This window comes from Hymenobacter aerophilus DSM 13606 (genome assembly GCF_000382225.1).
GTDB classification, from domain to species: Bacteria; Bacteroidota; Bacteroidia; order Cytophagales; family Hymenobacteraceae; genus Hymenobacter; species Hymenobacter aerophilus.
The window spans coordinates 213,320-234,813 of sequence record NZ_KB907800.1; the positions used below are offsets into that span (position 1 = coordinate 213,320).

12 protein-coding genes and 1 pseudogene are annotated in these 21,494 nt (G+C 64.3%); 8 read left to right on the top strand and 5 right to left on the bottom strand.

Annotated elements, in window-relative coordinates:
* Window positions 1-277 precede the first annotated feature (277 nt).
* The 3 genes from H145_RS0101065 (at window position 278) to H145_RS0101075 (ending at window position 4,100) form a co-directional block, all read left to right on the top strand.
* Window positions 278-1,654, top strand: coding sequence for an O-acetylhomoserine aminocarboxypropyltransferase/cysteine synthase family protein (locus tag H145_RS0101065; protein WP_019946280.1), 1,377 nt, complete (start codon window positions 278-280; stop codon window positions 1,652-1,654).
* Window positions 1,655-1,723: 69 nt separating this feature from the next.
* Window positions 1,724-2,824 carry a homoserine O-acetyltransferase MetX gene (gene metX, locus H145_RS0101070; protein ID WP_262489201.1) on the top strand — a complete coding sequence of 367 codons (1,101 nt, stop codon included), beginning with the start codon at window positions 1,724-1,726 and terminating at the stop codon, window positions 2,822-2,824.
* Window positions 2,814-4,100 carry a homoserine dehydrogenase gene (locus H145_RS0101075; RefSeq protein WP_019946282.1) on the top strand — a complete coding sequence of 429 codons (1,287 nt, stop codon included), beginning with the start codon at window positions 2,814-2,816 and terminating at the stop codon, window positions 4,098-4,100. The genes metX and H145_RS0101075 overlap by 11 nt, the downstream gene beginning before the upstream one ends.
* 339 nt (window positions 4,101-4,439) lie before the next feature.
* Here the strand turns inward: H145_RS0101075 and H145_RS22330 are convergent, their stop codons facing one another.
* A complete protein-coding gene (locus H145_RS22330) occupies window positions 4,440-5,579 on the bottom strand; it encodes an alpha/beta hydrolase (RefSeq protein WP_083937629.1) in 1,140 nt (379 codons plus the stop codon).
* Window positions 5,580-5,747: 168 nt separating this feature from the next.
* On the opposite strand from H145_RS22330, the gene H145_RS0101085 reads away from it, so the two are divergent.
* The gene (locus H145_RS0101085; RefSeq protein ID WP_019946284.1) at window positions 5,748-6,659 is read left to right on the top strand and encodes a S66 peptidase family protein; all 912 of its coding nucleotides are present in this window, start codon (window positions 5,748-5,750) and stop codon (window positions 6,657-6,659) included.
* Window positions 6,660-6,686: 27 nt separating this feature from the next.
* Here H145_RS0101085 and H145_RS22335 read toward each other — a convergent pair whose 3' ends face one another.
* From H145_RS22335 to H145_RS0101105, 4 genes are all read right to left on the bottom strand, one after another.
* Window positions 6,687-7,973: a MutS-related protein gene (locus H145_RS22335; protein ID WP_019946285.1), complete on the bottom strand. Its 1,287-nt coding sequence runs from the start codon at window positions 7,971-7,973 to the stop codon at window positions 6,687-6,689.
* Between the two features lie 245 nt (window positions 7,974-8,218).
* A complete protein-coding gene (locus H145_RS0101095) occupies window positions 8,219-9,229 on the bottom strand; it encodes a M28 family peptidase (protein ID WP_019946286.1) in 1,011 nt (336 codons plus the stop codon).
* A 142-nt stretch (window positions 9,230-9,371) separates the two neighbouring features.
* Entirely contained in the window at window positions 9,372-10,877 is a 1,506-nt protein-coding gene (gene cysS / locus H145_RS0101100; RefSeq protein ID WP_019946287.1) for a cysteine--tRNA ligase, read from the bottom strand.
* A 344-nt stretch (window positions 10,878-11,221) separates the two neighbouring features.
* Window positions 11,222-12,355, bottom strand: a complete 1,134-nt coding sequence (locus H145_RS0101105; protein WP_026351173.1) for an endonuclease/exonuclease/phosphatase family protein — start codon at window positions 12,353-12,355, stop codon at window positions 11,222-11,224.
* Between the two features lie 148 nt (window positions 12,356-12,503).
* Between H145_RS0101105 and H145_RS0101110 the strand changes: the two genes are divergently transcribed.
* The 4 genes and pseudogenes from H145_RS0101110 to infB all read left to right on the top strand — a co-directional run bounded on the left by H145_RS0101110 (window position 12,504) and on the right by infB (window position 21,454).
* Complete coding sequence (locus H145_RS0101110) at window positions 12,504-15,989, top strand: DUF7948 domain-containing protein (RefSeq protein ID WP_157540928.1); 3,486 nt, start codon at window positions 12,504-12,506, stop codon at window positions 15,987-15,989.
* A gap of 140 nt (window positions 15,990-16,129) precedes the next feature.
* The gene (locus H145_RS0101115) at window positions 16,130-16,609 is read left to right on the top strand and encodes a ribosome maturation factor RimP (RefSeq protein ID WP_019946290.1); all 480 of its coding nucleotides are present in this window, start codon (window positions 16,130-16,132) and stop codon (window positions 16,607-16,609) included.
* Between the two features lie 131 nt (window positions 16,610-16,740).
* Window positions 16,741-17,976 (top strand): annotated as a pseudogene (gene nusA, locus H145_RS0101120) (transcription termination factor NusA); the annotation flags it as partial.
* 394 nt (window positions 17,977-18,370) lie between these two features.
* Window positions 18,371-21,454, top strand: a complete 3,084-nt coding sequence (infB, locus tag H145_RS0101125; RefSeq protein WP_019946292.1) for a translation initiation factor IF-2 — start codon at window positions 18,371-18,373, stop codon at window positions 21,452-21,454.
* Window positions 21,455-21,494 lie beyond the last annotated feature (40 nt).

A 21,494-nucleotide genomic window follows, 5' to 3' on the forward strand; every position in this document is an offset into this window, starting at 1 on the left:
CGTTTTGGCCCCGGCCATTGCTGCCCGGCCGAACGTTGCTTTCGTAGCCGCCCGAATGCGAATGCGCGGCTGTTGCGGCGCTTGTTGCGGCTGTTGCTAGCCCGCTAGCTGGCGCCCGGCCCCTGGGGCCTCTCCTCCTTCCCTTGTCTTTTGCTGTCTGCCCCGGCGCTGGTTCGGCGCGCGTGTTCGGCGGCTTTCGTCCGCTGTTTTCTGCGGATTTGTGCGCCAGAACCGGCCTTCTGAAAACGAAAATTCCACCACTAAAAACCCAGTACCTATGTCCAGTTTCCAGTTTGAAACGCTGCAGATCCACGCCGGCCAGCAGCCCGACCCCGTTACCGGCTCGCGGGCCGTGCCCCTCTACCAGACCACGAGCTACGTGTTCAAGAACGCCGAGCACGGCGCCAACTTGTTTGCCCTCCGCGAATTTGGCAACATCTACACCCGCCTGATGAACCCCACGACCGATGTGTTCGAGCAGCGCGTGGCGGCGCTGGAAGGGGGCGTGGCGGCGCTGGCGGTGTCGTCGGGGCAGGCGGCGCAATTCATCGCCCTCAACAACCTACTGCAGGCCGGCGACAATTTCGTGAGCTCGACTCACCTCTACGGCGGCACCTACAACCAGTTTAAGGTGGCGTTCAAGCGCCTGGGTATTGAGGTGCGCTTTGCCAATGGAGATGAGCCCGCCGCCTTCGAAGCCCAGATTGACGAGCGCACCAAGGCCATTTACCTCGAAACCATCGGCAACCCCAGCTTCAGCATCCCCGATTTTGAGGCCATTGCCGCCATTGCCCGCCAGCACGATTTGCCCCTAGTGGTCGACAACACCTTCGGGGCAGGCGGCTACCTGTTCCGGCCCCTGGAGCACGGCGCCAATATCGTGGTCGAGTCGGCTACCAAGTGGATTGGCGGGCACGGCACGAGCGTGGGCGGCGTGATTGTGGACGGCGGCACCTACGACTTTGGCAACGGCAAATTCCCGCAGTTCTCCGAGCCCTCCGAGGGCTACCACGGCCTCGTGTTCAGCGACACGTTTGGCAAAAACGGGCCGTTCGGCAACATTGCCTTCATCATCCGGGCCCGGGTGGAAGGCCTGCGCGACTTCGGGCCGTCGCAGAGTCCGTTCAACTCGTTTCTGCTGCTGCAGGGCCTCGAAACGCTGAGTTTGCGCGTCGAGCGTACCGTGGAAAACGCGCTGCGCATCGCCACCTGGCTGGAGCAGCACCCCCAGGTAGAGGCGGTGAACTACCCCGGCCTGACGTCCAGCCCTTATCACCAGCTGGCCCGCAAGTACCTCAGGCGCGGCTACGGCGGCGTGCTCACCTTCGCCCTCAAGGGCAGCAAGCACACGGCCACACAATTCATCGACAGCCTGAAGCTGATCAGCCACCTGGCCAACGTGGGCGACGCCAAAACGCTCATCATCCAGCCCGCCGCCACCACCCACCAGCAGCTTTCCGACGAAGCCCAGCAGGCCGCCGGCGTCACGCCCACGCTGCTGCGCCTGTCGCTGGGCATCGAGCATTTCGACGACATCCGGGCCGATTTGCAGCAGGCCTTCGACGCCGTGCTAAGCGCCGCCACGCCCGACTACATCCAGGACGAGCCCCTGCCCGAACCGCAGCCCGAACACGAGCAGCCGCTGGTAGTGTAACCGCCACCCCCCCCCGGCCCCCTCCCCTCCGGGAGAGGGGGTGCGTTCAACGAATCTACAGACTCGCGTCTGGCACCCCCTCTCCCGGAGGGGAGGGGGCCGGGGGGTGGGGTAAACGCCAGAACTCAAAAGCCCAAACAAATGCCCACGCACCAATTCCAGCTCCCCCACCCGCTGCCCCTCGAAAACGGCGGCCAGCTAACCCCCCCGACCGTCGCCTACCAAACCTGGGGGCACCTGAACGGCGCCCGCGACAACGTGGTGTGGGTGTGCCACGCCCTGACGGCCAACGCCGACGCGGCCGACTGGTGGCCGGGTTTGGTGGGCCCCGGCTGCCACTTCGACCCGGCCGACTGGTTTATTGTGTGCGCCAACGTGCTGGGTTCGTGCTACGGTAGCACCGGCCCGCTCACCCCCGACCCCGAAACCGGCCGGGCCACCTTCCAGGACTTTCCGCTGCTGACGGTGCGCGATTTGGTAGCGGCCCACGAGGCGTTGCGTGAGGAGTTGGGGCTGGCGCGGGTGCATACGCTCATCGGTGGCTCGCTGGGGGGGCAGCAGGCGCTGGAGTGGGCCCTGCAGCAGCCGGCGGTGTTCGAAAACCTGGTGCTGCTGGCTACCAACGCCCGGCACTCGGCCTGGGGCATTGCCTTCAACGAGGCCCAGCGGCTGGCCATTTTTGCCGATGCCACCTACCAACTGAACACCCCGGCCGGTGGCGCGGCCGGGCTGCGGGCGGCCCGGGCCATGGCGCTGCTCAGCTACCGCAGCTACCAGGCCTACGGCCGCACCCAAACCGAGCCCACCGACGCGCTGCTTACCGATTTTCGGGCCGCCGCCTACCAGCGCTACCAGGGCGACAAGCTGGCGGCCCGCTTCGATGCCTACAGCTACGTGGCCCTCACGCGCACCATGGACAGCCATAACGTGGGCCGCAACCGGGGCGGCGTGGCGGCGGCCCTGCGCCGGGTGCGGGCTCGCACGCTGGTTATCGGCATCACCTCCGACGGGCTGTTTCCGGTGGCCGAGCAGCAGCTGCTGGCCCGCCACATTCCGGGGGCCATGTACGCCGAAATGGACTCGGCCTACGGCCACGACGGCTTCCTGCTGGAAACCGCCCAAATCACGCATTTTCTCGAACGATTCCACTCCCTGACCTATGCCCATTAACGCCGCACTCCTCGCTCCTACTGCCCCCGCCCAGTCCTGGCGCATCGGCCTTATCGGCTTCGGCTGCGTGGGCCAGGGCCTCTACGATATTCTGCAGCAGCACCCGGCCAGCAGCTTCGAGGTGGCGCGCATCGTGGTAAAAAACCCGGATAAGGTCCGGCCGCTGCCGGCCGCGCAGTTCGAGTTTGAAGCCGAAGCTTTACTCGACGATAACACGCTCGACGTGCTGGTGGAGGTAATTGACGATGCCGACGCGGCCTTCCGGCTGGTGGTCGCCGCCCTGCGCCGGGGCCGCCGGGTGGTCACGGCCAACAAGGCCATGCTGGCCCGCCACCTGCTCGAGCTGGTGGATTTGCAGCGCGCCCACGGCGGCACCTTATTATACGAGGCGGCCGTGTGCGGCAGCATCCCCGTCATCCGCACGCTTGATGCCTACTTCGGCACCGAGCCGCTACGGCAGCTGACGGGCATTCTCAACGGCTCGTCCAACTACGTGCTCACGCGCATGGGCGAAGGCGGCACCGACTACGGCCCGGCCCTGGCCCGGGCTCAGCAGCTGGGTTTCGCCGAAACCGACCCCAGCCTCGATATGGGCGCCTTCGACCCGCGCTCCAAGGCCGTGCTGCTGGCCGCCCACGCTTACGGTTTGTTTCTGGAGCCCGAGCAGGTGCTGAACCTGGGCATCGAGGGCATTTCGGCTACCGATATTGCCTTTGCGGCCAGCCGGGGCGAGAAAATCAAGGTAGTAGCCGGCCTGCAGCGCCTGCTCGATGGCCGCGTGACGGCCCTGGTGACGCCGCAGCTGGTAGGGCCCGAGTCGCCGCTGTTTGGGGTGGATGAGGAATTCAACGGCGTGGTGTTGGAGGCCGATTTTGCGGGCGAGCAGTTCCTGCGGGGCCGCGGGGCCGGCGGGCACCCCACCGGCTCGGCCGTACTGGCCGATCTGGCGGCACTGCGCCAGGGCTTCGCCTACCACTACGCCAAAACCGCCGCCCCGCCCACCCACGCCACCGACCTGGAAATCGAAATCTACCTGCGCACCGACGAGCCCCGCCTCATCGACCTGCTCGACTTCAGCGAGGTGTCAGAAGAAGCCGATGAGGACGGCTACGTGGTGGGCTACGTGGCCCTGGCCCACCTGATAACGCACCGCGACTTGCTGCGTGAGCACGGCGCCTTCATTGTGCGCACCGGCCAGTTGCGGCCCGTGGGCGAGGCGGCCGAAGCAACTGAGGCGGCCGAAGCGGCGCTGGAAACGGCCGGCCGCAGCTGGTAGGCCGGGTTTTGCAGCATATTTTTTCATTTCTGAAAAATATGCTGCAAAGATGAAGTAGCGGGTTTCGGTATTCATCCCCTCAGAGGGCAATGCCGCTGGCCGTCAAATAAGGTAACGATTTCTGCCTTTCAGCCCCGGAGGGGCGACATATCGGTAGCCGCAACGTAGCCGAACGCAACCAAGCCCCAGCGGGGCGACACTAACCGTTGAATTGGTCGTGTCGCCCCGCTGGGGCTTTTACGTATCAGACTATTGGTCTTCTACCGATATGCCGCCCCGCTGGGGCTCGCCCTATTCTGCTACTACTGCCTTTTCTAAGGTGCCTGATGGTTTGCCGAGCTACTCCGGCGCATCGACTGCCGCCTCTTCCGTCGAAGTGGCAACCGGCGGCAGGTTTTCCGGCGGGGCCGCCCCTACCGAATCGGCCGGGGCTACGGCCATAAGTTGTACCCGGCGCGGCAGCAGCGCGGCCGTGGCTACGGCCGTGCGGCGCGGATTGAGGGCGGCGGCGAGCAGCGGGCCGGGCGCACCGGCTCCCAGCAGCGGGCGCAGAAAGTCGCGCATGGGCACGTAAACCGAATCAATGTACGTGGGCTCGAAGGAGTACGGCACGTGGCCGGCGCCGCGCAGGGGGCGCAGCACGTTGGGCACGCCCACGGCCTGGGCGCGGCGGCGCAGCACGGCGCTGCCCGCCACTACCTGGGCCGGCAGTGGGCCACCAATCAGGCCCCGTTGGTAGGGCACAATCCCGTCGCGGGTGCCGTGTATGCTGAGCAGCGGCGCGTCGCCGGCCTGCAGCCACTCGGCCCGGGCCAGGGCGCCGCACAGGTTGATGACGCCCCGCGGGCGGCTGCTGTAACCGGCGTTGCCGCCGCTGCCTTCGAGGCCACCAAGGGCCGCCAGATTCAGGTAGGCGGGCACTTCGGCGGCTTTGTCGAGGTAGGCGGTTTGCAGCGCCATAAAGGCCCCGGCCGAGGAGCCGCCTACAAAAATGTAGCGCGCATCCACCCTAAACTTGCGGGCGGTAGCGGCATCGTGCCGGAAAAAGCGCACGGCGGCCCGCATATCCTGGGTGGCGCGGATGGCGGCCCGGCCGATGCCTACGCTGTCGAACGGGAAGAACAGCAGCCGGTAATCGATGCTGGCGGCCGTGTAGCCGAGGCGGGCCAGGCGGGTGCATAGCTCGGTCATCACCACATCGTCGCGGGTGCCGGTAACGAAGGCGCCCTCATGGGCCAGCAGCACCAGCGGCCGGCGGCGCACGGTGTCGCCGCTGGGCTCGTAGAAATCGAGGTAGAGCGGCTGCGTCTGGCCCAGCAGGCCGGTTACGCGGGCAAATTCCACATTGCGCCGCACCTTCACCTGGCTAAACAGCGGACGGTGGTAGCGCCCCCTGGTAGTGTCCGGCGGGGTCGACTGGGCGTGTAGGGTTGGGGCCGTCAGGCCAGTCAAGAGGAAGAACAGGAGAAGTAAGCGCACGGGTGGGTAACGTGGAAGGGAGGGAGTTTGGTTGTTAGTGAAAGAACGTCATTCAGAGCGGAGCGAAGAATCTCGCGTGCTGACGTTGCAACGAATAATCCAACGTCAGCACGCGAGATTCTTCGCTCCGCTCTGAATGACGTTCTTTCACCAGCTACTTTTGCCCCCATGCCCACCATCACCCCGCCCCCGCTCCGCCCCCACGACCTGGTGGCCATCGTCTGCCCCGCCCGGGCGGCCTCGCACGCCGAGCTGGCCGCGGCCGTGGCCACGCTCGAAAGCTGGGGCCTGCGCGTGCGGCTGGGTGCCAGTACCAACGTAACGGAGCACCAGTTCGGCGGCGCTGATGAAGTGCGGCGCCAGGACCTCCAGCAGCAGCTTGACGACCCCAATATCCGGGCTGTTTTCTGCGCCCGCGGCGGCTATGGCACCACCCGCATCATCGACGGGCTCGACTTCACGCAGTTTGCCCAAGCGCCCAAATGGGTGGCCGGCTTCTCCGACATCACCACGCTCAACTGCCACCTGCTGGCCCGCGGCTTCCAGAGCATTCATGGCGTGATGCCGCTGCTGTTCCATCAGGAAGGCGGGGCCGAATCATTGGAGAGTTTGCGGCGGGCGTTGGTTGGCGAGACGCTGGCCTACCAGGTGCCGGCGCATCCGCTCAACCGGCTCGGCACGACTACCGGCGAGCTGGTAGGCGGCAACTTGAGCATCCTGCAAACCCTCACCGGCACGGCCTCCGACATATCCACGCAGGGCCGCATCCTGTTTCTGGAAGATATTGATGAGTACCTTTACGCCATCGACCGCATGCTGGTGCACCTCGACCGTACCGGCAAGCTGGCCAGGCTGGCCGGGCTGGTGGTGGGCCATTTCACCAACCCCCAGGATAACACCATCCCATTCGGCCGCACGTCCAACGAAATCATCAACCACTACGCCGCCAGGTATGATTTCCCGGTAGCGCATGGCTTTCCCGTCGGCCACGAGCCACGCAATCTGGCGTTAATAGCAGGCCAGCCGGTGCGGCTGACGGTGAACGAGGCCGGGGCGAGTTTGGTGGGAATCAACAACTGAAAAAGGATGACAGGCCTTTTTCAGTTCCTATCCTTTCAGCAGCCCCGGCAGGCCTTCCTTGTCGAACAGAATCCGGCCTATTTTCAGCTGCGACCAGCCGGGTTGCAGGCGGTAGGAGAATACGGGTAGGCCGTCTTGCAAAGTGCAGGCTATGCAGAAGGTACGGCGGCCGGGTTGGGCGGGCAGCTGGCTTTCGAGTTGGAGCAGGTGAGTGGAAATCAGAAAGCACGACTCGGGGAAAGCCGCCAGTCCGGCCACGGTGGCGCGGGTGATGTCGAGGGCATCGTCCACGTTGGTACCCCGGAACAGCTCGTCGAATACGGCAAACACACGCCCCGGCCCCTGCGCGGCTTCCAGCACGGATTTCAGGTTGCGGATTTCGGCCAGAAAGTGGCTGTAGCCGCCGCTGAGGCTGTCGGCCAGGTTGATGGCCACCACGATGGACGAGTAGAAGGGCAGCCGGGCGGCGGCGGCCGGCACGCCCAGGCCCGCGTGGGCCAAATACACGCACAGCCCCAGCGCCTTAAGCAGCGTCGATTTGCCCGACATATTCGGCCCCGTCAGCAGCAGCACGTTGTCGGCGGGGTCGAGGTCGAGCGAGTTCTTCACCGGTGCCGCCAGCAGCGGGTGGTAGAAATCGGTGAGGTGCAGGCCCGTCGGCTGGAACTCGGGAAACACAAAGCCCTGCTCCCGCAAGCCCTTGGAAACCGACCAGCAGGCTTCCAACCAGAAAAATGCGGTCCAGAACGCGGCCAGCTCCTGCTCATCCACCGCGTGCAGCTGCCGGGCAAAGCCCACCATGCGAGCGGCCGAAAACTGGTCCTGGGCCACGGCTTCAGCGGCCGAGTTCAGGCTGAAACGCTCCAGAAACCGGGTAATGGTGGCGAGCCGAGCGCGGGGGAAAGGCGGCAGCCCGGCCGGCTCCAGGCGGCGGAAATAGTGCTGCTCCAGCCGCTGCAAGAAACTGATGGCCTGCACGTAGCGGGCGCGGGTTCGGTAGCGCGTCTCTTCCGATACCAGCAGCCGCGCCGCCAGCCGCACCCGGTTGGTGTCCAGCGCCAGCTGCCCGCTCACTACCTCGTGCAGAAACCGCTGCACCTCGGCCAGCTGAATGCGCGAGTAGCTGAACTCGCCGATAACGTCCCACTGCGCCAGTAGCGCCCGAAACACGGCCTGTTTCTCCAGCACCAGCTCGGCGCTGGGCGGCAACTCCCGCAGCAACCGGCGCACCGCCGTTTCCGCTTCGTGGCAGTAGGTGAAGTTGAACAGCGGCAGAATATCGGCATCGAGCCGCAGGTCGTCAACGAGGAGCATTTGGGTTTGAGCTGTTAGCTTTTAGCTGGTAGCGGTCAGCTTTCGTTTTGAGTAGCGGCTTTGTATGACAAGGCTTGCTTGTCTTCGTCCTCAATTAGGCGCTCAATGTTGAGACGCGAGAAAAGCAGTAACGCAAGGAGCCCCGGCAGCTTGCGTTGCCGGGGCTCCTTGGCGTATAAAAACTACGGATTTAGTTGCTTCGAGCCTTCGACCTGCTTATCCAGCGGAAGCCAGCAGATCAAAAACTACTCGCCGTAGATAACCGTCAGCACCGTCTGGCCCACGGCCTTGAGCGTGCGCCGGTCGATGATGCTCATGTTGTCCTTGGTGGTATGGTGGTAGGGCCGGAACTCGCCGCTGGGCAGAAAATCGAGGATGTCGATGGTGCGGATGCCGGCCCGGTTGGTGTACACATGGTCGTCGTCGATGCCCGGCGCGTCGGCGTAGATGAAAAAGTCGGAAAAGCCCAGCTGGGAGGCCGTATTCCAGACTTTCTCAATTACATCGGGGGCCTTTTCGCGCGAAAGATTTTCGCGGCTGAACTTGGCGCCCTGGGCACCCACCATATCGAGCAGGATGCCGAAGTTGGGCTTGTAGTTGGCCGGCACCATGTTTTTGGACCAGTATTGCGAGCCCAGGCACCAGCTATCCTCGCTACCGAGCAGGTTGGTTTTATCGGCCTGCGTGATGCCGTCGTAGCCGTAATCCTCCGAGTCGAACAGAATGAAGTCGACGCCCACACCGGGGGCCAGGCTGTCGGGTTGGGCGGCCAGCACACGCGCCAGCTCCAGAGCTACGGCCACGCCGCTGGCGCCGTCGGAGGCGCCGTCGAGTGGGGCGTTCTTGTTCTCGGTGTCCTTGTCGGCGAAGGGCCGGGTGTCCCAGTGGGCAAATACAGCCACCCGGCGCGGGGCCGCGGGATTATAGCGGGCAATGATGTTGCGCGACTTGAGGATGTTGCCATCAAAGGCCTTGGCCTCGAAGGGCTGCTCCTGCACCGCCAGGCCGTACTTTTTAAACTGCCCGATAATCCAGTCGCCGGTTTTTACGTGGGCCGCCGTGTTGGGCACCCGGGGCCCGAAGGCCACCTGGCGGGCGGTGTAGGCGTAGGCCGAATCGGCGTTGAAGGCGGGCGTTTTGGGCAGCGCGGCTTCCTGGGCGGCCGACGTGTCGGCGGTGTCATTTTTACCGGGGCAGCCCGTGAGCAGCAGCAGGCCTGCCAGCGCGGCCGGGGCAAATCGGAACAGGTTTTTCATGGAGCGGAGCGCTTCGGGTAAATGTTCGGCACTGATTTATGAGCTGCAAGCTACAAGCTTCAAGCCGCACGCTTTTGCTGCCGTGGCCCCTGCCTGCGCCAGGTAGCTTGAAGCTTGCGGCTTAAAGCTTGTAGCTCCGCCCCTACTCCTCGCTATACGCCCAGTCGACGCCGGTTTTGGAGTCTTTCACCACGATTCCCTGCTGCTTGAGCGCGGCCCGGATTTCGTCGACTTTGCCGTAGTCCTTGGCGGCTTTGGCTTCCTGGTAGAAGTGCAGCGTGAGGCCCAGCAGGTCTTCGGCGCTGGCGCGGGGCTCGTCGCGCAGGCCCAGCACGTCCTGCACCAGCGTGCGGTAGGTGGCGGTGGCCTCGTTCAGGGCTGCGGGGCTCACCTGGGCCAGGGTATCGGGCTTGGCGGCGTAGCCGTTGAGTTTACGCAGCAAATTGAACAGGCTGGCAATGGTGCGGGCGGTGTTCAGGTCGTCGTTGAGGCCGGCAAAGCAGTCGGCGGCCAGCTTGCGCAGCTCGGCGTCGGCGGCGCTGGTGTCGGCGGCAGCTTCGAGGCCCTCGGGCAGCTGCAGCTTATCGAGCAGGCGCAGGCCGTTCATCAGCTTGCGGTAACCTTTGCCGGCGGCCTGCAGGCCCTCATCGGTAATATCGACGGGGCTGCGGTAGTGGGCTTGCAGCAGGAAGAAGCGGGCCGTCATGGGCGAATAGGCCTGGGCCAGCACCTCATTCTCACCGCTGAACAGCTGGCTGATAGTGATGAAGTTGCCCGCCGACTTGCTCATCTTCTGGCCATTCACGGTAATCATGTTGTTGTGCATCCACACCCGGGCCTCGTTGGTCGGATGCTCGCAGGCCTGGCTCTGGGCAATTTCGCACTCGTGGTGCGGGAACATCAAATCCAAGCCGCCGCCGTGAATGTCGAATTCGGCGCCGAGGTACTTGCGGCTCATGGCCGAGCATTCCAGGTGCCAGCCGGGGAACCCTTCGCCCCAGGGCGAGGGCCAGCGCATGAGGTGGCGCTCATCGGCCCGCTTCCAGAGGGCGAAATCCAGCGGGCTGCGCTTCTCGTCCTGGCCCGTGAGGTTGTCGCGCGAGCCGGCCAGCAGCTCCTCCACTACCCGGTTCGAAAGCTTGCCGTATTCCTTGCCAGCAGCGTTGTAGGCCGGCACATCGAAGTACACCGAGCCATTGGATTCGTAGGCGAAACCGTTGGCCATAATCTGCTCGGTCATCTCGATTTGCTCGATGATGTGGCCGCTGGCGCGGGGCGTAATGTCGGGCGGCAGGCAGCCCAGGGCCATCATGTGGTCCTGGTAGAGGTTGGTGTAGCCCTCGGCCACTTCCATGGGCTCCACCTGCCGGGCGCGGGCAATGCGGCCGATTTTGTCCTCGCCCTCGTCGGCATCATCTACCAAGTGGCCTACGTCGGTGATGTTGCGCACGTAGCGCACCTTGTACTCCAGGTAACGCAGGTAGCGCGTGAGCACATCGAACACCACCGGGCCGCGGGCGTTGCCAACGTGCGCCTCGCTGTACACCGTCGGGCCGCACAGGTATACGCCTACAAAAGGCGCGTTCAGGGGTGCAAACGGGGCTTTCTGGCGGGTGAGCGTGTTGTAGAGCGAGAAGGGCTGAGGCATATTTATTGAGCTATTAGCTTTCAGCTGCTAGCTGTTAGCTTTCGTTTTGATTTACAAATGCTTCTGCCTGCTACAAAGCGGCGACTGGGCATGAGTGGATGCCGTGCAAAAGTAACGGCAGTTTCGCAGAGTGTCGGGGAACGGAAAACAACCGCCAACCGGCCCGAATTGTGTGCAATAAAGTCTAAAAGCCCAACCAAACGGCACAAAACTCAAACCGACCAGTCTATAAAGTTCAATCAGCAGTTTATAAGAACGTAAAGTCAGTATAAAAACGCGAGGCGGTCTAGCAGTTCGCTGCGAAATAAATTCTCGCGTCGCCGCCTACCGTTATCAGCCGGCAGTTACTGGGGCTCCGTTTTCGGTTTGAGCTGGTAGGTGGCCGTGGTGGGGAAGTGGTCGGAGTAGGGGATTTCGTAGTTCACCCAGAAGTCGCGCACCAGCCAGCGGGGGCCGGCAAACTGGTTGTCGATGCGCAGGAAGGGGATGCGGCCGTTGTAGGTGCTGCCCACGCCGTTGCCCACGCTGGTCCAGGCGTTCTGGAAGTGGTCGGCCAGCTGGTCGTAGCTGTAGCTGTAGGGCACGTCGTTGAGGTCGGCGCACAGCAGCATCGGGTACGGGCACTTGGCGAAGCGGTTGATGAGCGTGTCAATCTGCGCGTGCCGCAGCACGGCCCCGCGCTTGAAGCGCCGTAGCAGCCCCAGGCCCTTCTTTTTCAGGCCCGATTTGCTGGAGTAGCTGTCCACGATGTCGCGCTCGTCCATGCTCATGCTCTGCAGATGGAAGCTGTACACCCGAATCGTATCCTGGCTGGGCAGGCGCAGATCCACCCACATGCCGTGGTTTTGGGTGAGCTTGCCGAACTGAATGGTGCCGCGGTTCACAATCGGGTGGCGCGAGAAGATGGCCATACCAAACTCGGACCCGGCGCTGTTGGTGAGCGTTTTCGACAGAAACGACTCGCGCCCCGCCTGCCGGCCGATTTTGTCCAGCGTCCGGAACACGGTGCCGTCGGCCGATTTGGTGCCGGCCGGCTCGTTGTAGAACTCCTGCAGGCACAGCACGTCGGCCTTGCTTTCGGCCAGCCAGCGCACCATTTCTTTGGATGATTGCAGGCCGTTGTTGCGAAGCTGCGGGTACACGTTGAAGATGCGCACGTTGGCCGACAGCACCTGCACCACCGGGCCGGCGGTGGCGGGCTCGGCGGCCGTGGTCAGGCGCAGCGGGTGCAGGGCCAGCCCGCGCTGGAAGTGCGGCCACGTGAGCACGGCCAGCGCCAGCGGCAACAGGGCCACCGGCCAGCGCCGTAGCAGCCAGTAGCCGGCCGCCAGCAAATTCAGGCCCAGGGCCACCGGCAGCGTAAGGGCCCCGAAAATGGCCGGCCAGAAGGTGTAAGCGGGTATCTGCTCGCAGGCAATGCCCACCAGCACCCACCCCATCACCAGCAAAGTGCACTTGAAAGCAAACGAACGACGCACGGATTCCTCTTTTCTATCAACCGGAAGCGGATGAGTAAAGGTAGCGCTTCCGGTGCGGGCCCGCCTAGCCAGCGCCACCAAATACGAATAAGTGCAGGTCTTACGCGGCCTGTTTCGTATCTTTCCCGGGCATTCTATCCTCCTTTATATGAGTCGACTACTACCGCTTTGGCTGTGCTTGCTACTGCCGCTACAACTGGCCGCTGCCCCCCGCTCCGTCGCCTCGCCGGCACCCGAAAAAACGCTGGAATTTGTGGAAAACAAGGGCCAGTGGCCCAAAGTCGTGCGCTACCAAGCCGAGGTGCCGGGCGGGCGGCTCTACCTCACGCCCACCGGCTTTACCTACTCGCTGCTGAGCGCGGCCACGCTGGACCAGCTCAGCCACCGCCACGGCACCAATGAGATTGGCACCGACGGCCAGCCGCGGCCGGCCAACGCTGCGCCCGCCGCGGGCCGCGGGCACGCCTACACGGTGTCGTTTGAGGGGGGGAATTCCCGGGCGCCGCTCGTGCCCGAGCAGGCAACCAGTGGCACGCGCAACTACTTTGTGGGCAGCAACCCGCGCGAGTGGGCCAGCGGCGTGCTCGGCTACCGGCAGGTGCGCTACCAGGGCGTGTACGCCGGCATCGATGTGCGGGTGTACGAAAACGCCGGCCAGCACCTCGAATACGACTTCGAGCTGGCCCCCGGTGCCAAGCCCGACAACATCCGGCTGCGCTACGCCGGCCCCAGCGCTCTGCGGCTTACTTCTGAAGGGCAATTGCTGATTGAAACCAGCGTGGGCACGGTGACCGAGCAGGCGCCCCAGGCCTGGCAGACCACGGCGGCCGGCCGCCGGCTGCCGGTAAGCTGCCGCTTCGAGCTGCAGGGCAGCACCGTGCGGTTTCGGCTGGGCGCCTACGACGCCAGGCTGCCGCTGACCATCGACCCGACCGTGCTGTTTTCGAGCTTCACCGGCTCGCTGGCCGACAACTGGGGCTTCACGGCCACCTACGATGCCGAGGGCAATATGTACTCGGGCGGGGTGGCCTTCGGACCGGGCTACCCGGTGTCGCCGGGCGCGTTTCAGGCCAACTTTGCCGGCCTGGGCGATGTGGCCATCATCAAATATAAGGTAACGACCAGCGGGCCGCGGGCCCGCCTCTACGCCACCTACCTGGGCGGAACCTACACCGATGCGCCCCACAGCCTGGTAGTGAATGGCCGCGACGAGCTGGTGATTATGGGCAGCACCGGCTCCGGCAACTTCCCGGTTGGCGCCGCCGCGGCCCAGCGCACGTTTCAGGGCGGCCCGGGCGTTACGCCGCTCAGCGGCATGGATTACCCGCAGGGCGCCGACATCTTCGTGGCCACGCTCAGCTCCGATGGCGCCAGGCTGGTGGCGGCCACCTACCTGGGCGGCAAAGCCAACGACGGCCTCAACCTGAGCCTGACCAACAACTACGGCGACCAGTTTCGGGGCGATGTGCTGACCGACGGGGACAACAACGTGTACATCGCCTCTACCAGCAGCAGCCCCGACTTTCCGGTGAGCAGCGGCGCTCAGCAGCCCGCCCTGCGCGGCGCCGCCGATGCGGTGGTGTGCCAGCTGCCGCGCCTGCTCGACCGCCTCAACTGGAGCACCTACCTGGGCGGCACCAGCGCCGACGCGGCCTTTTCGCTGCAGCTCGCCCCCGACCGCACGCTGTACGTGGGCGGCACCAGCAACGGCACGGGCTTCCCCACGGTGGCCGGCAGCCTGCACCCGCAGTCGGCGGGTGGGCGCGAGGGATTTGTAGTGGGCCTGACGGCCGACGCCGGCCGCCTGCGCTACGGCACTTATCTGGGCACCTCGGCCGACGACCTGGCCTTCTTTGTGCAGCTCGACAACAGCGGCGACGTGTACGTGCTGGGGCAGACCAGCTCGCCGGCCTACCCCAAAACGCCCGGCCTGTACGGCACGTCCGGCGCCAAGCAGTTCATTCATAAGCTCGATGCCACGCTCAGCCGCACCATGTTCAGCACCACGTTCGGCTCGGCCCAATCGGAGCACGAGCTGTCGCCCACGGCCTTTCTGGTGGATGACTGCGAGCGGGTGTACGTGGCGGGCTGGGGCGGCTCGACCAACCGGGGCTACAGCTCGGGCACTACCACCAGGCTGCCCGTTACGCCCAACGCCGCCCAGAAAACCACCGACGGCAACGACTTCTACCTGGCCCAGTTTGCGGCCGGCCTCACCGGGCTCGAATACGCCACTTTCTACGGCGAGGCGGGCGGCCGGGGCGAGCACGTAGACGGCGGCACCTCGCGCTTCAGCAAGAAGGGCATCGTGTACCAGGCCGTTTGCGGGGGCTGCGGAGGCACCCAAAACTTCCCGGTGCCGCCGGGCGCCAACTCCTACACCACCCGCAACGCCAGCAGCAACTGCAACAACGCGGCGTTTGCCATCAACTTCGAAATCATCACGGCCGACCCCGGTTCGGCCCGCTACGCCTGCGCCTCCGACGGCCCGGTGCTGCTGGGCGGCCAGCCGGCCGGCGGCACCTGGAGCGGCCCGGGCGTGTTCCGGCGGCCCGATGGCCGCTACGAGTTCCGGCCCTCGGAGGCACTGGTTGGCCGCAACCTGCTGCAGTATTCGGTGCTGGCCACCGGCACCTGCGTAAGCACCCGCCCGCTGGCCATGACCGTCACCCGCCCGGTGTCTACGCTGCTGGCGCCGCTGCCGCCGTTGTGCGCCACGGCCAGCCCCATCACGCTGCAGGCCACGCCCGCCGGCGGCACCTGGAGCGGCCCGCGGGGCCTGAGCGGCAACACCTTCGACCCGCGCCTGTCGGGGCCCGGCACCTTCACGCTCACCTACACCATCAGCGACACGGTATCCTGCGGGCTGTCCACTACCACCATTACCGTCAACGCCCCGCCTAGCGTTCAGGCCGGCCCCGACCTGACGCTGTGCGCCTACGAAACCGCGCCGCTGCAGCTAACCGGGGCCACGCCCGCCGGCGGCACCTGGAGCGGTACGGGCGTTACGGCCGCCGGCCTGTTCACACCGCCCGACACCAAGCTGCGGGGCGGCATTTTCACGCTCACCTACTCCGTAACCGAAAACAGCTGCACCACCACCGCCACCCGGCGGGTGCTGCTGGCCCCCTCGCCTACCACCAACACGCCGCTGGCCCTGCCGGTATGCGAGCGGTACCCGCAGTTTACCGGCCTGGCCCCGCTCACGCTCACCATGCAACCCGTGCTGACGGGCGGCACCTACGAGTGGGACTTCGGCGACGGCAGCCCGACTTCAACCGAGGAAAACCCGGAGCACGTATTCACGCAGCCCGGCCAGTACACCGTGCGCCTGGTGGCCCGCTACACCAACTGTACCGTCGAAACCAGCTTCGTGCCAGTGGTTGTCCAGCGCACCTTCGTGCCCAACATCATCACGCCCAACCGCGACCAGACCAACCAAACCTTCATTCCGTACTTCAGCTGCCGCACCACGCACCTGAGCCTGTTCAACCGCTGGGGCACCAAGGTGTACGAAACGGCCGACTACCACGACGACTGGCAGGCGACCGGCCTGCCCGACGGCCTGTACTACTACCAGCTCAAGGACATCGACGGCCGCACCGCCAAGGGCTGGCTGACGGTGATGCGGTAAGGTTGGGTTTGAGGGCCTCATCACCCCATCTTGCTTATAGCACTTTCTTGTTGTACCTTTGCCCCACAAGTTGACGCAAGACCAGAGGGGACGTATCGTCCCCTCTTTCTTTTTACCGCCCCTTCCGGGGCCCGCCGCCTATGACCCTCGACCGTAACCTGCTGCTGGAAATGCTGCGCGACAGTCTGCCCACCGATGGCAACCTGTTCGCCGTGGATTTAACCGTTTCGGATTCCGTGCGGCCCAAAGTAACCGTTACCCTCGACGGGGAAGAAGGCCTCGGTATTGACGAGTGCGCGCAGGTGAGCCGCCGGCTGGCCCGCCGCATCGAGGAGCACTACGGCGACGAGCTCAGCTACACGCTCGAAGTAACCTCGCCCGGCGCCGACCAGCCCCTGCGCGACCCGCGCCAGTACGTGCGGCACGTGGGCCGCACGCTGCACCTGAAACTGCAGAACGGCTCCGAAATTACCGGCAAGTTCGAAAGCCTGCTGCCCGAGGGCGCCGGTATCGAGCTGGCCGAAATCGTGAAAGAAAAACACAAGGAGAAAACCCTGCCCGCCATCACGGTGCCGTTCCGCGACATTGCCGAGGCGACAGTGGTTATTTCGTTTAAATAAGTTTTCGAGCTGTTAGCTAGTAGCCATTAGCTGATAGCCCTGTTTCTAAGTTATTCACCTTTTGGCAGTGGCCGCTAGCTCTCCTCACAGGAAAGCTAACAGCCAAAAGCTGACAGCTAAAAGCTTAAAAAATGAACAGCAACGTCCTGATTGAATCGTTTGCCGAATTCGCCCGCTCGAAGAACATCGACCGGCCTACCATGATGTCCATTCTGGACGACGTGTTCCGCACGATGATTCGCAAGAAGTACGAGGACGACTCGAACTTCGACGTCATCATCAACCCCGACAACGGCGACCTGGAAATCTGGCGCAACCGCGAAATCGTGGACGATAACTCGGAGGACATCTGGGATTTCGACAAGATTCCGCTGGCCGAGGCCCAGAAGATTGAGCCCGATTTCGAGGTAGGCGAGGAAGTGGCCGAGGAAGTGAAGTTCGAGGAGTTCGGCCGCCGCGCCGTGCTCATGGCCCGCCAGACGCTGATTCAGCGCGTGAAGGACCTGGAGCGCGACAACCTCTACCAGGCCTACAAAGACCAGGTGGGCGAGATTGTGGTGGGTGAAGTGTACCAGGTGTGGGGCCGCGAGGCGCTGATTCTGGACAAGGACGACAACGAGCTGAGCCTGCCCAAAGGCGAGCAGATTCCGAAGGACCGCTACCGCAAGGGCGACAACATCCGCGCCGTGGTGCACCGCGTGGATGTGCTCAACGGCACGCCTAAAATCATCCTTTCGCGCGCCGCGCCGGCCTTCCTTGAGCGCCTGATGGAGCAGGAAGTACCCGAGATTTTCGACGGCCTCATCACCATCAAAAACATCGTGCGCGAGCCCGGCGAGCGGGCCAAAGTGGCCGTGGAAAGCTACGACGAGCGTATCGACCCCGTTGGCGCCTGCGTGGGCATGAAAGGTTCGCGCATCCACGCCGTAGTGCGGGAGCTGGAAAACGAGAACATCGACATCATTAACTACACCGACAATCTGGAGCTGTACATCGCCCGGGCTTTGTCGCCGGCCAAGCTCACGTCGATGAAAATCAACGAGCAGACCGGCCGCGTATCGGTGTTCCTGCGGCCCGACCAGGTGAGCCTGGCCATCGGCCGCGGCGGCGCCAACATCAAGCTGGCCTCGCGGCTGGTGGGCATGGAAATCGACGTGTTCCGCGACGCCGGCGACTTCGAGGAGGACATTGCCCTCGACGAGTTCAGCGACGAAGTGGAAGCCTGGATTATCGATGAGCTGAAGAAAATCGGCCTCGACACCGGCCGCGCCGTATTGGCGGTAAATAAAGAAGACATTGTGCGCCGCACCGAGCTGGAAGAGGAAACCGTTGAGGACCTGTTCCGTGTTATCCGCAACGAGTTCGAAGACGAGGCAGAAACCGAAGCGGCCCCCAAGCCCCGTTTCGCCGACGACGAGAACGGCAGCACCGACGCTAACAACGACGAGGCTGTAACTGAAACTCCGGTAGCGGAGGCCGGCGCCGACACCACCGACGCAACCGTAGCCAACGTTGAGGCCACGGACGCGGGCGTAGCCGTAACGGAAACCACCGCGGAGCAGCCGGCAACGGCCACCGAGGCGGAAACCGAGCCGCAGAAAAACGACGATTCACCAAATTCCGGCGCCGCGCAATGAGTGCGCGGCGGCCGGTACGGCAAGGACGCTGAAATCGGGCCGGGTGGCCTGATTTCAACGTCGCCCGGCAAGATTTAATGTAGTACCTTTGCAACTGAATAAGAGCATCGTTCGCGAGCACAGAATGGCGGAAGCATCAACTAAACGGCTTAATCAGGCGGCCAAAGACCTGAACGTTGGCACCTCCACGATTGTGGACTTTCTGACGGAAAAAGGGCACTCCATCGACAACAAACCCACGACCAAGCTAACGGCCGAGCAGGTAAGCCAGCTCAACAAGGCCTTCGCGTCGTCGGTGCAGGATAAGAAGGAGGCCGAGAAAGTCAGCCAGGCCAAGCGCCAGAGCGAGTTGGAAGCAGCAGCGGCCCAGGCCCGTGCGGCCGAAGCGGCCAAGCCCGCGCCTGCCCCGGCTCCCGAGCCTAAGCCCGAGCCTAAGCCCGAGCCGGCGCCCGCCAAGCCCGCTCCGGTTGCTGCCGCTCCGGCCCCCGCCGCCGAGGCCAAGCCCGCTGCCCCCGCAGCTGCTGCTGAAGCTCCGGCCCCCAAGCCCGCCGAAACCGCCAAGCCCGAGCCGGCCCCCGCTCCTGCCCCAACCCCCGAAGCCGACACCAACCGCGTGCCCGGCCTGAAGGTGTTGGGCAAGATTGAGCTCGACTCGAAGGGCCGCCCCGTGCGCCCCAAGGCCGACAAGCCCGCTGCCGCCGCTGAAAAGCCCGCTGAAACCAAGCCGGCCGAATCTAAGCCGGCCGATGCCAAAGCTTCGCAGCCTAAGCCCGCTGAAACGAAAGCGCCGGAGGCAAAGGCTCCTGAGGTGAAAGCGCCGGCCGCCAAGGCGCCCGAGGCTCCGGCTGCCAAGCCCGCCGAAACCGCGAAGCCCGCCACCGAAGCCAAGCCGGCCGCTACGCCATCGCCCCCCGCTCCGGCTGCTGCACCCGCGGCTACCCCGGCTGCAACTCCGCCGGCCGCCGATGCGCCCGCTGAAGACAATACCATTGTGGCCAAAGCCGACCAGCTCAAGGGCCTGACGGTACTGGGCAAAATCGAGCTGCCCACCGACTCGTCGCGCCGCGGCGGCCGAGGTGCCCGCCCGGTGGCCTCGTCCGATGTGCGCAAGAGCGGCCTGAGCGCCGATAAGAAGAAGCGCCAGCGCATCCCGATGAATGGCCCCGGCCAGACGGGTGGTGCGCGTCCGGGCGGCCCCGGTCAGGGTCCGCGCCCTACGGGTACCGGTCCGGCTGCCAACCGCGGAGCCGGTGGCCGCGCTGGTGCCCCCCGGGCCAACGCCGCGCCGCTCACGCCCGAGCAGAACGACAAGCAGATTCAGGAGCAGATCAAGGCCACGCTGGCCAAGCTCAGCGGCGGCAAAGGCAACCAGCAGAACCGCGCTAAATACCGCCGCGACAAGCGTAGCAACGCCGCCGAGGACCGCGAGGCCATGCGCGCGCAGAACGAGCTCGATGCCAAGACGCTGAAAGTAACCGAGTTCATCTCGGCCAACGATTTGGCGTCGCTCATGGACGTGTCGGTGAACGAGGTGATTAAGGTGTGCCTGAACATGGGCATGTTCGTCTCCATCAACCAGCGTCTCGACGCCGAAGCCATTACCGTAATTGCCGACGAGTTCGGCTACGATATTGAGTTCCTGACGGCCGAGGAAGAAGACACCGTAGTGGAGATTGAGGACGATGAGGCTGACCTGCAGCCCCGCGCCCCCATCGTGACCATCATGGGCCACGTCGACCACGGCAAAACCTCGCTGCTCGACTACATCCGCAACGCCACGGTGGCTAAGGGCGAGGCCGGCGGCATCACCCAGCACATCGGCGCCTACGACGTGATGACCAAGTCGGACAAGCGCGTGACGTTCCTCGACACGCCGGGTCACGAAGCGTTTACCGCTATGCGAGCCCGGGGTGCCAAAGTCACCGACATTGCCATTATCGTGGTAGCGGCCGACGACTCGGTAATGCCCCAGACCCGCGAGGCCATCAACCACGCACAAGCGGCTGGTGTGCCGATTGTTATTGCCCTCAACAAGATTGACAAGCCCGGCGCCAACCCCGATAAGGTCCGTGAGGAGCTGTCGGCCATGAACGTGCTCGTGGAAGAGTGGGGCGGCAAGTATCAGAGCCAGGAAGTATCGGCCAAAACCGGTGTTGGCATCGACGATCTGCTGGAGAAAGTGCTGCTCGAAGCCGAGATTCTGGAGCTCACCGCCAACCCCGACCGCAAGGCTGTGGGTACGGTTATCGAAGCCTCACTCGACAAGGGCCGTGGCTACGTAACCACCATTCTGGTGCAAACCGGCACCATGGAAGTAGGCGACATCGTGCTGGCTGGTCCGCACTTTGGCCGCGTGAAAGCCATGACCGACCACCGCGGCAAGAAGATGAAGAAAGCCGGCCCGGCCACCCCGGTGCAGGTACTTGGTCTGACGGGCGCGCCCCAGGCTGGCGACAAAATCCAGGTGATGGAAACCGAGCGCGAAGCCCGCGAGCTGGCCACCCAGCGTCAGCAGCTGGCCCGCGAGCAGAGCATGCGCACCAAGAAGCACATCACCCTCGACGAGATTGGTCGCCGTCTGGCTATCGGCTCGTTCAAGGAGCTGAACGTGATTGTAAAGGGCGACGTGGACGGTTCGGTGGAAGCTTTGGCCGACTCGCTGCTCAAGCTCAGCACCCCGGAAATTGCCATCAACATCCTCAACAAGGGCGTGGGTGCCATTTCCGAGTCCGATGTACTGCTGGCTTCGGCTTCCGACGCCATCATCATCGGCTTCCAGGTGCGGCCTTCCATCAGTGCCCGCAAGCTGGCCGAGCAGGAGCAGATTGATATCCGCCTCTACTCCATCATTTACAACGCCATCAACGAGGTGAAGGATGCCATGGAAGGCATGCTGGCCCCAACGGTGAAGGAAGTGGTGGTGGCCAACGCCGAAATCCGCCAGGTGTTCAACATCACCAAGGTGGGCGCCATTGCCGGCTGTATGGTAACCGACGGCACGTTTACCCGCAAAACCAAGGTGCGCCTCGTGCGCAACGGCATCGTGGTGTACTCGGGCGGCATCAAGGACCTCAAGCGCTACAAAGACGACGTGTCGGAAGTGCGCCAGGGTTACGAGTGCGGTATCTCGCTCAAGGACTTCGACGACCTCCAGGAGGGCGACAACATCGAAGGCTTCGAGGAGCAGGAAATCAAGCGGACGCTCTAAGGAAGCTGCAAGCCGTAAGCTACAAGCTGCAAGCCTGACC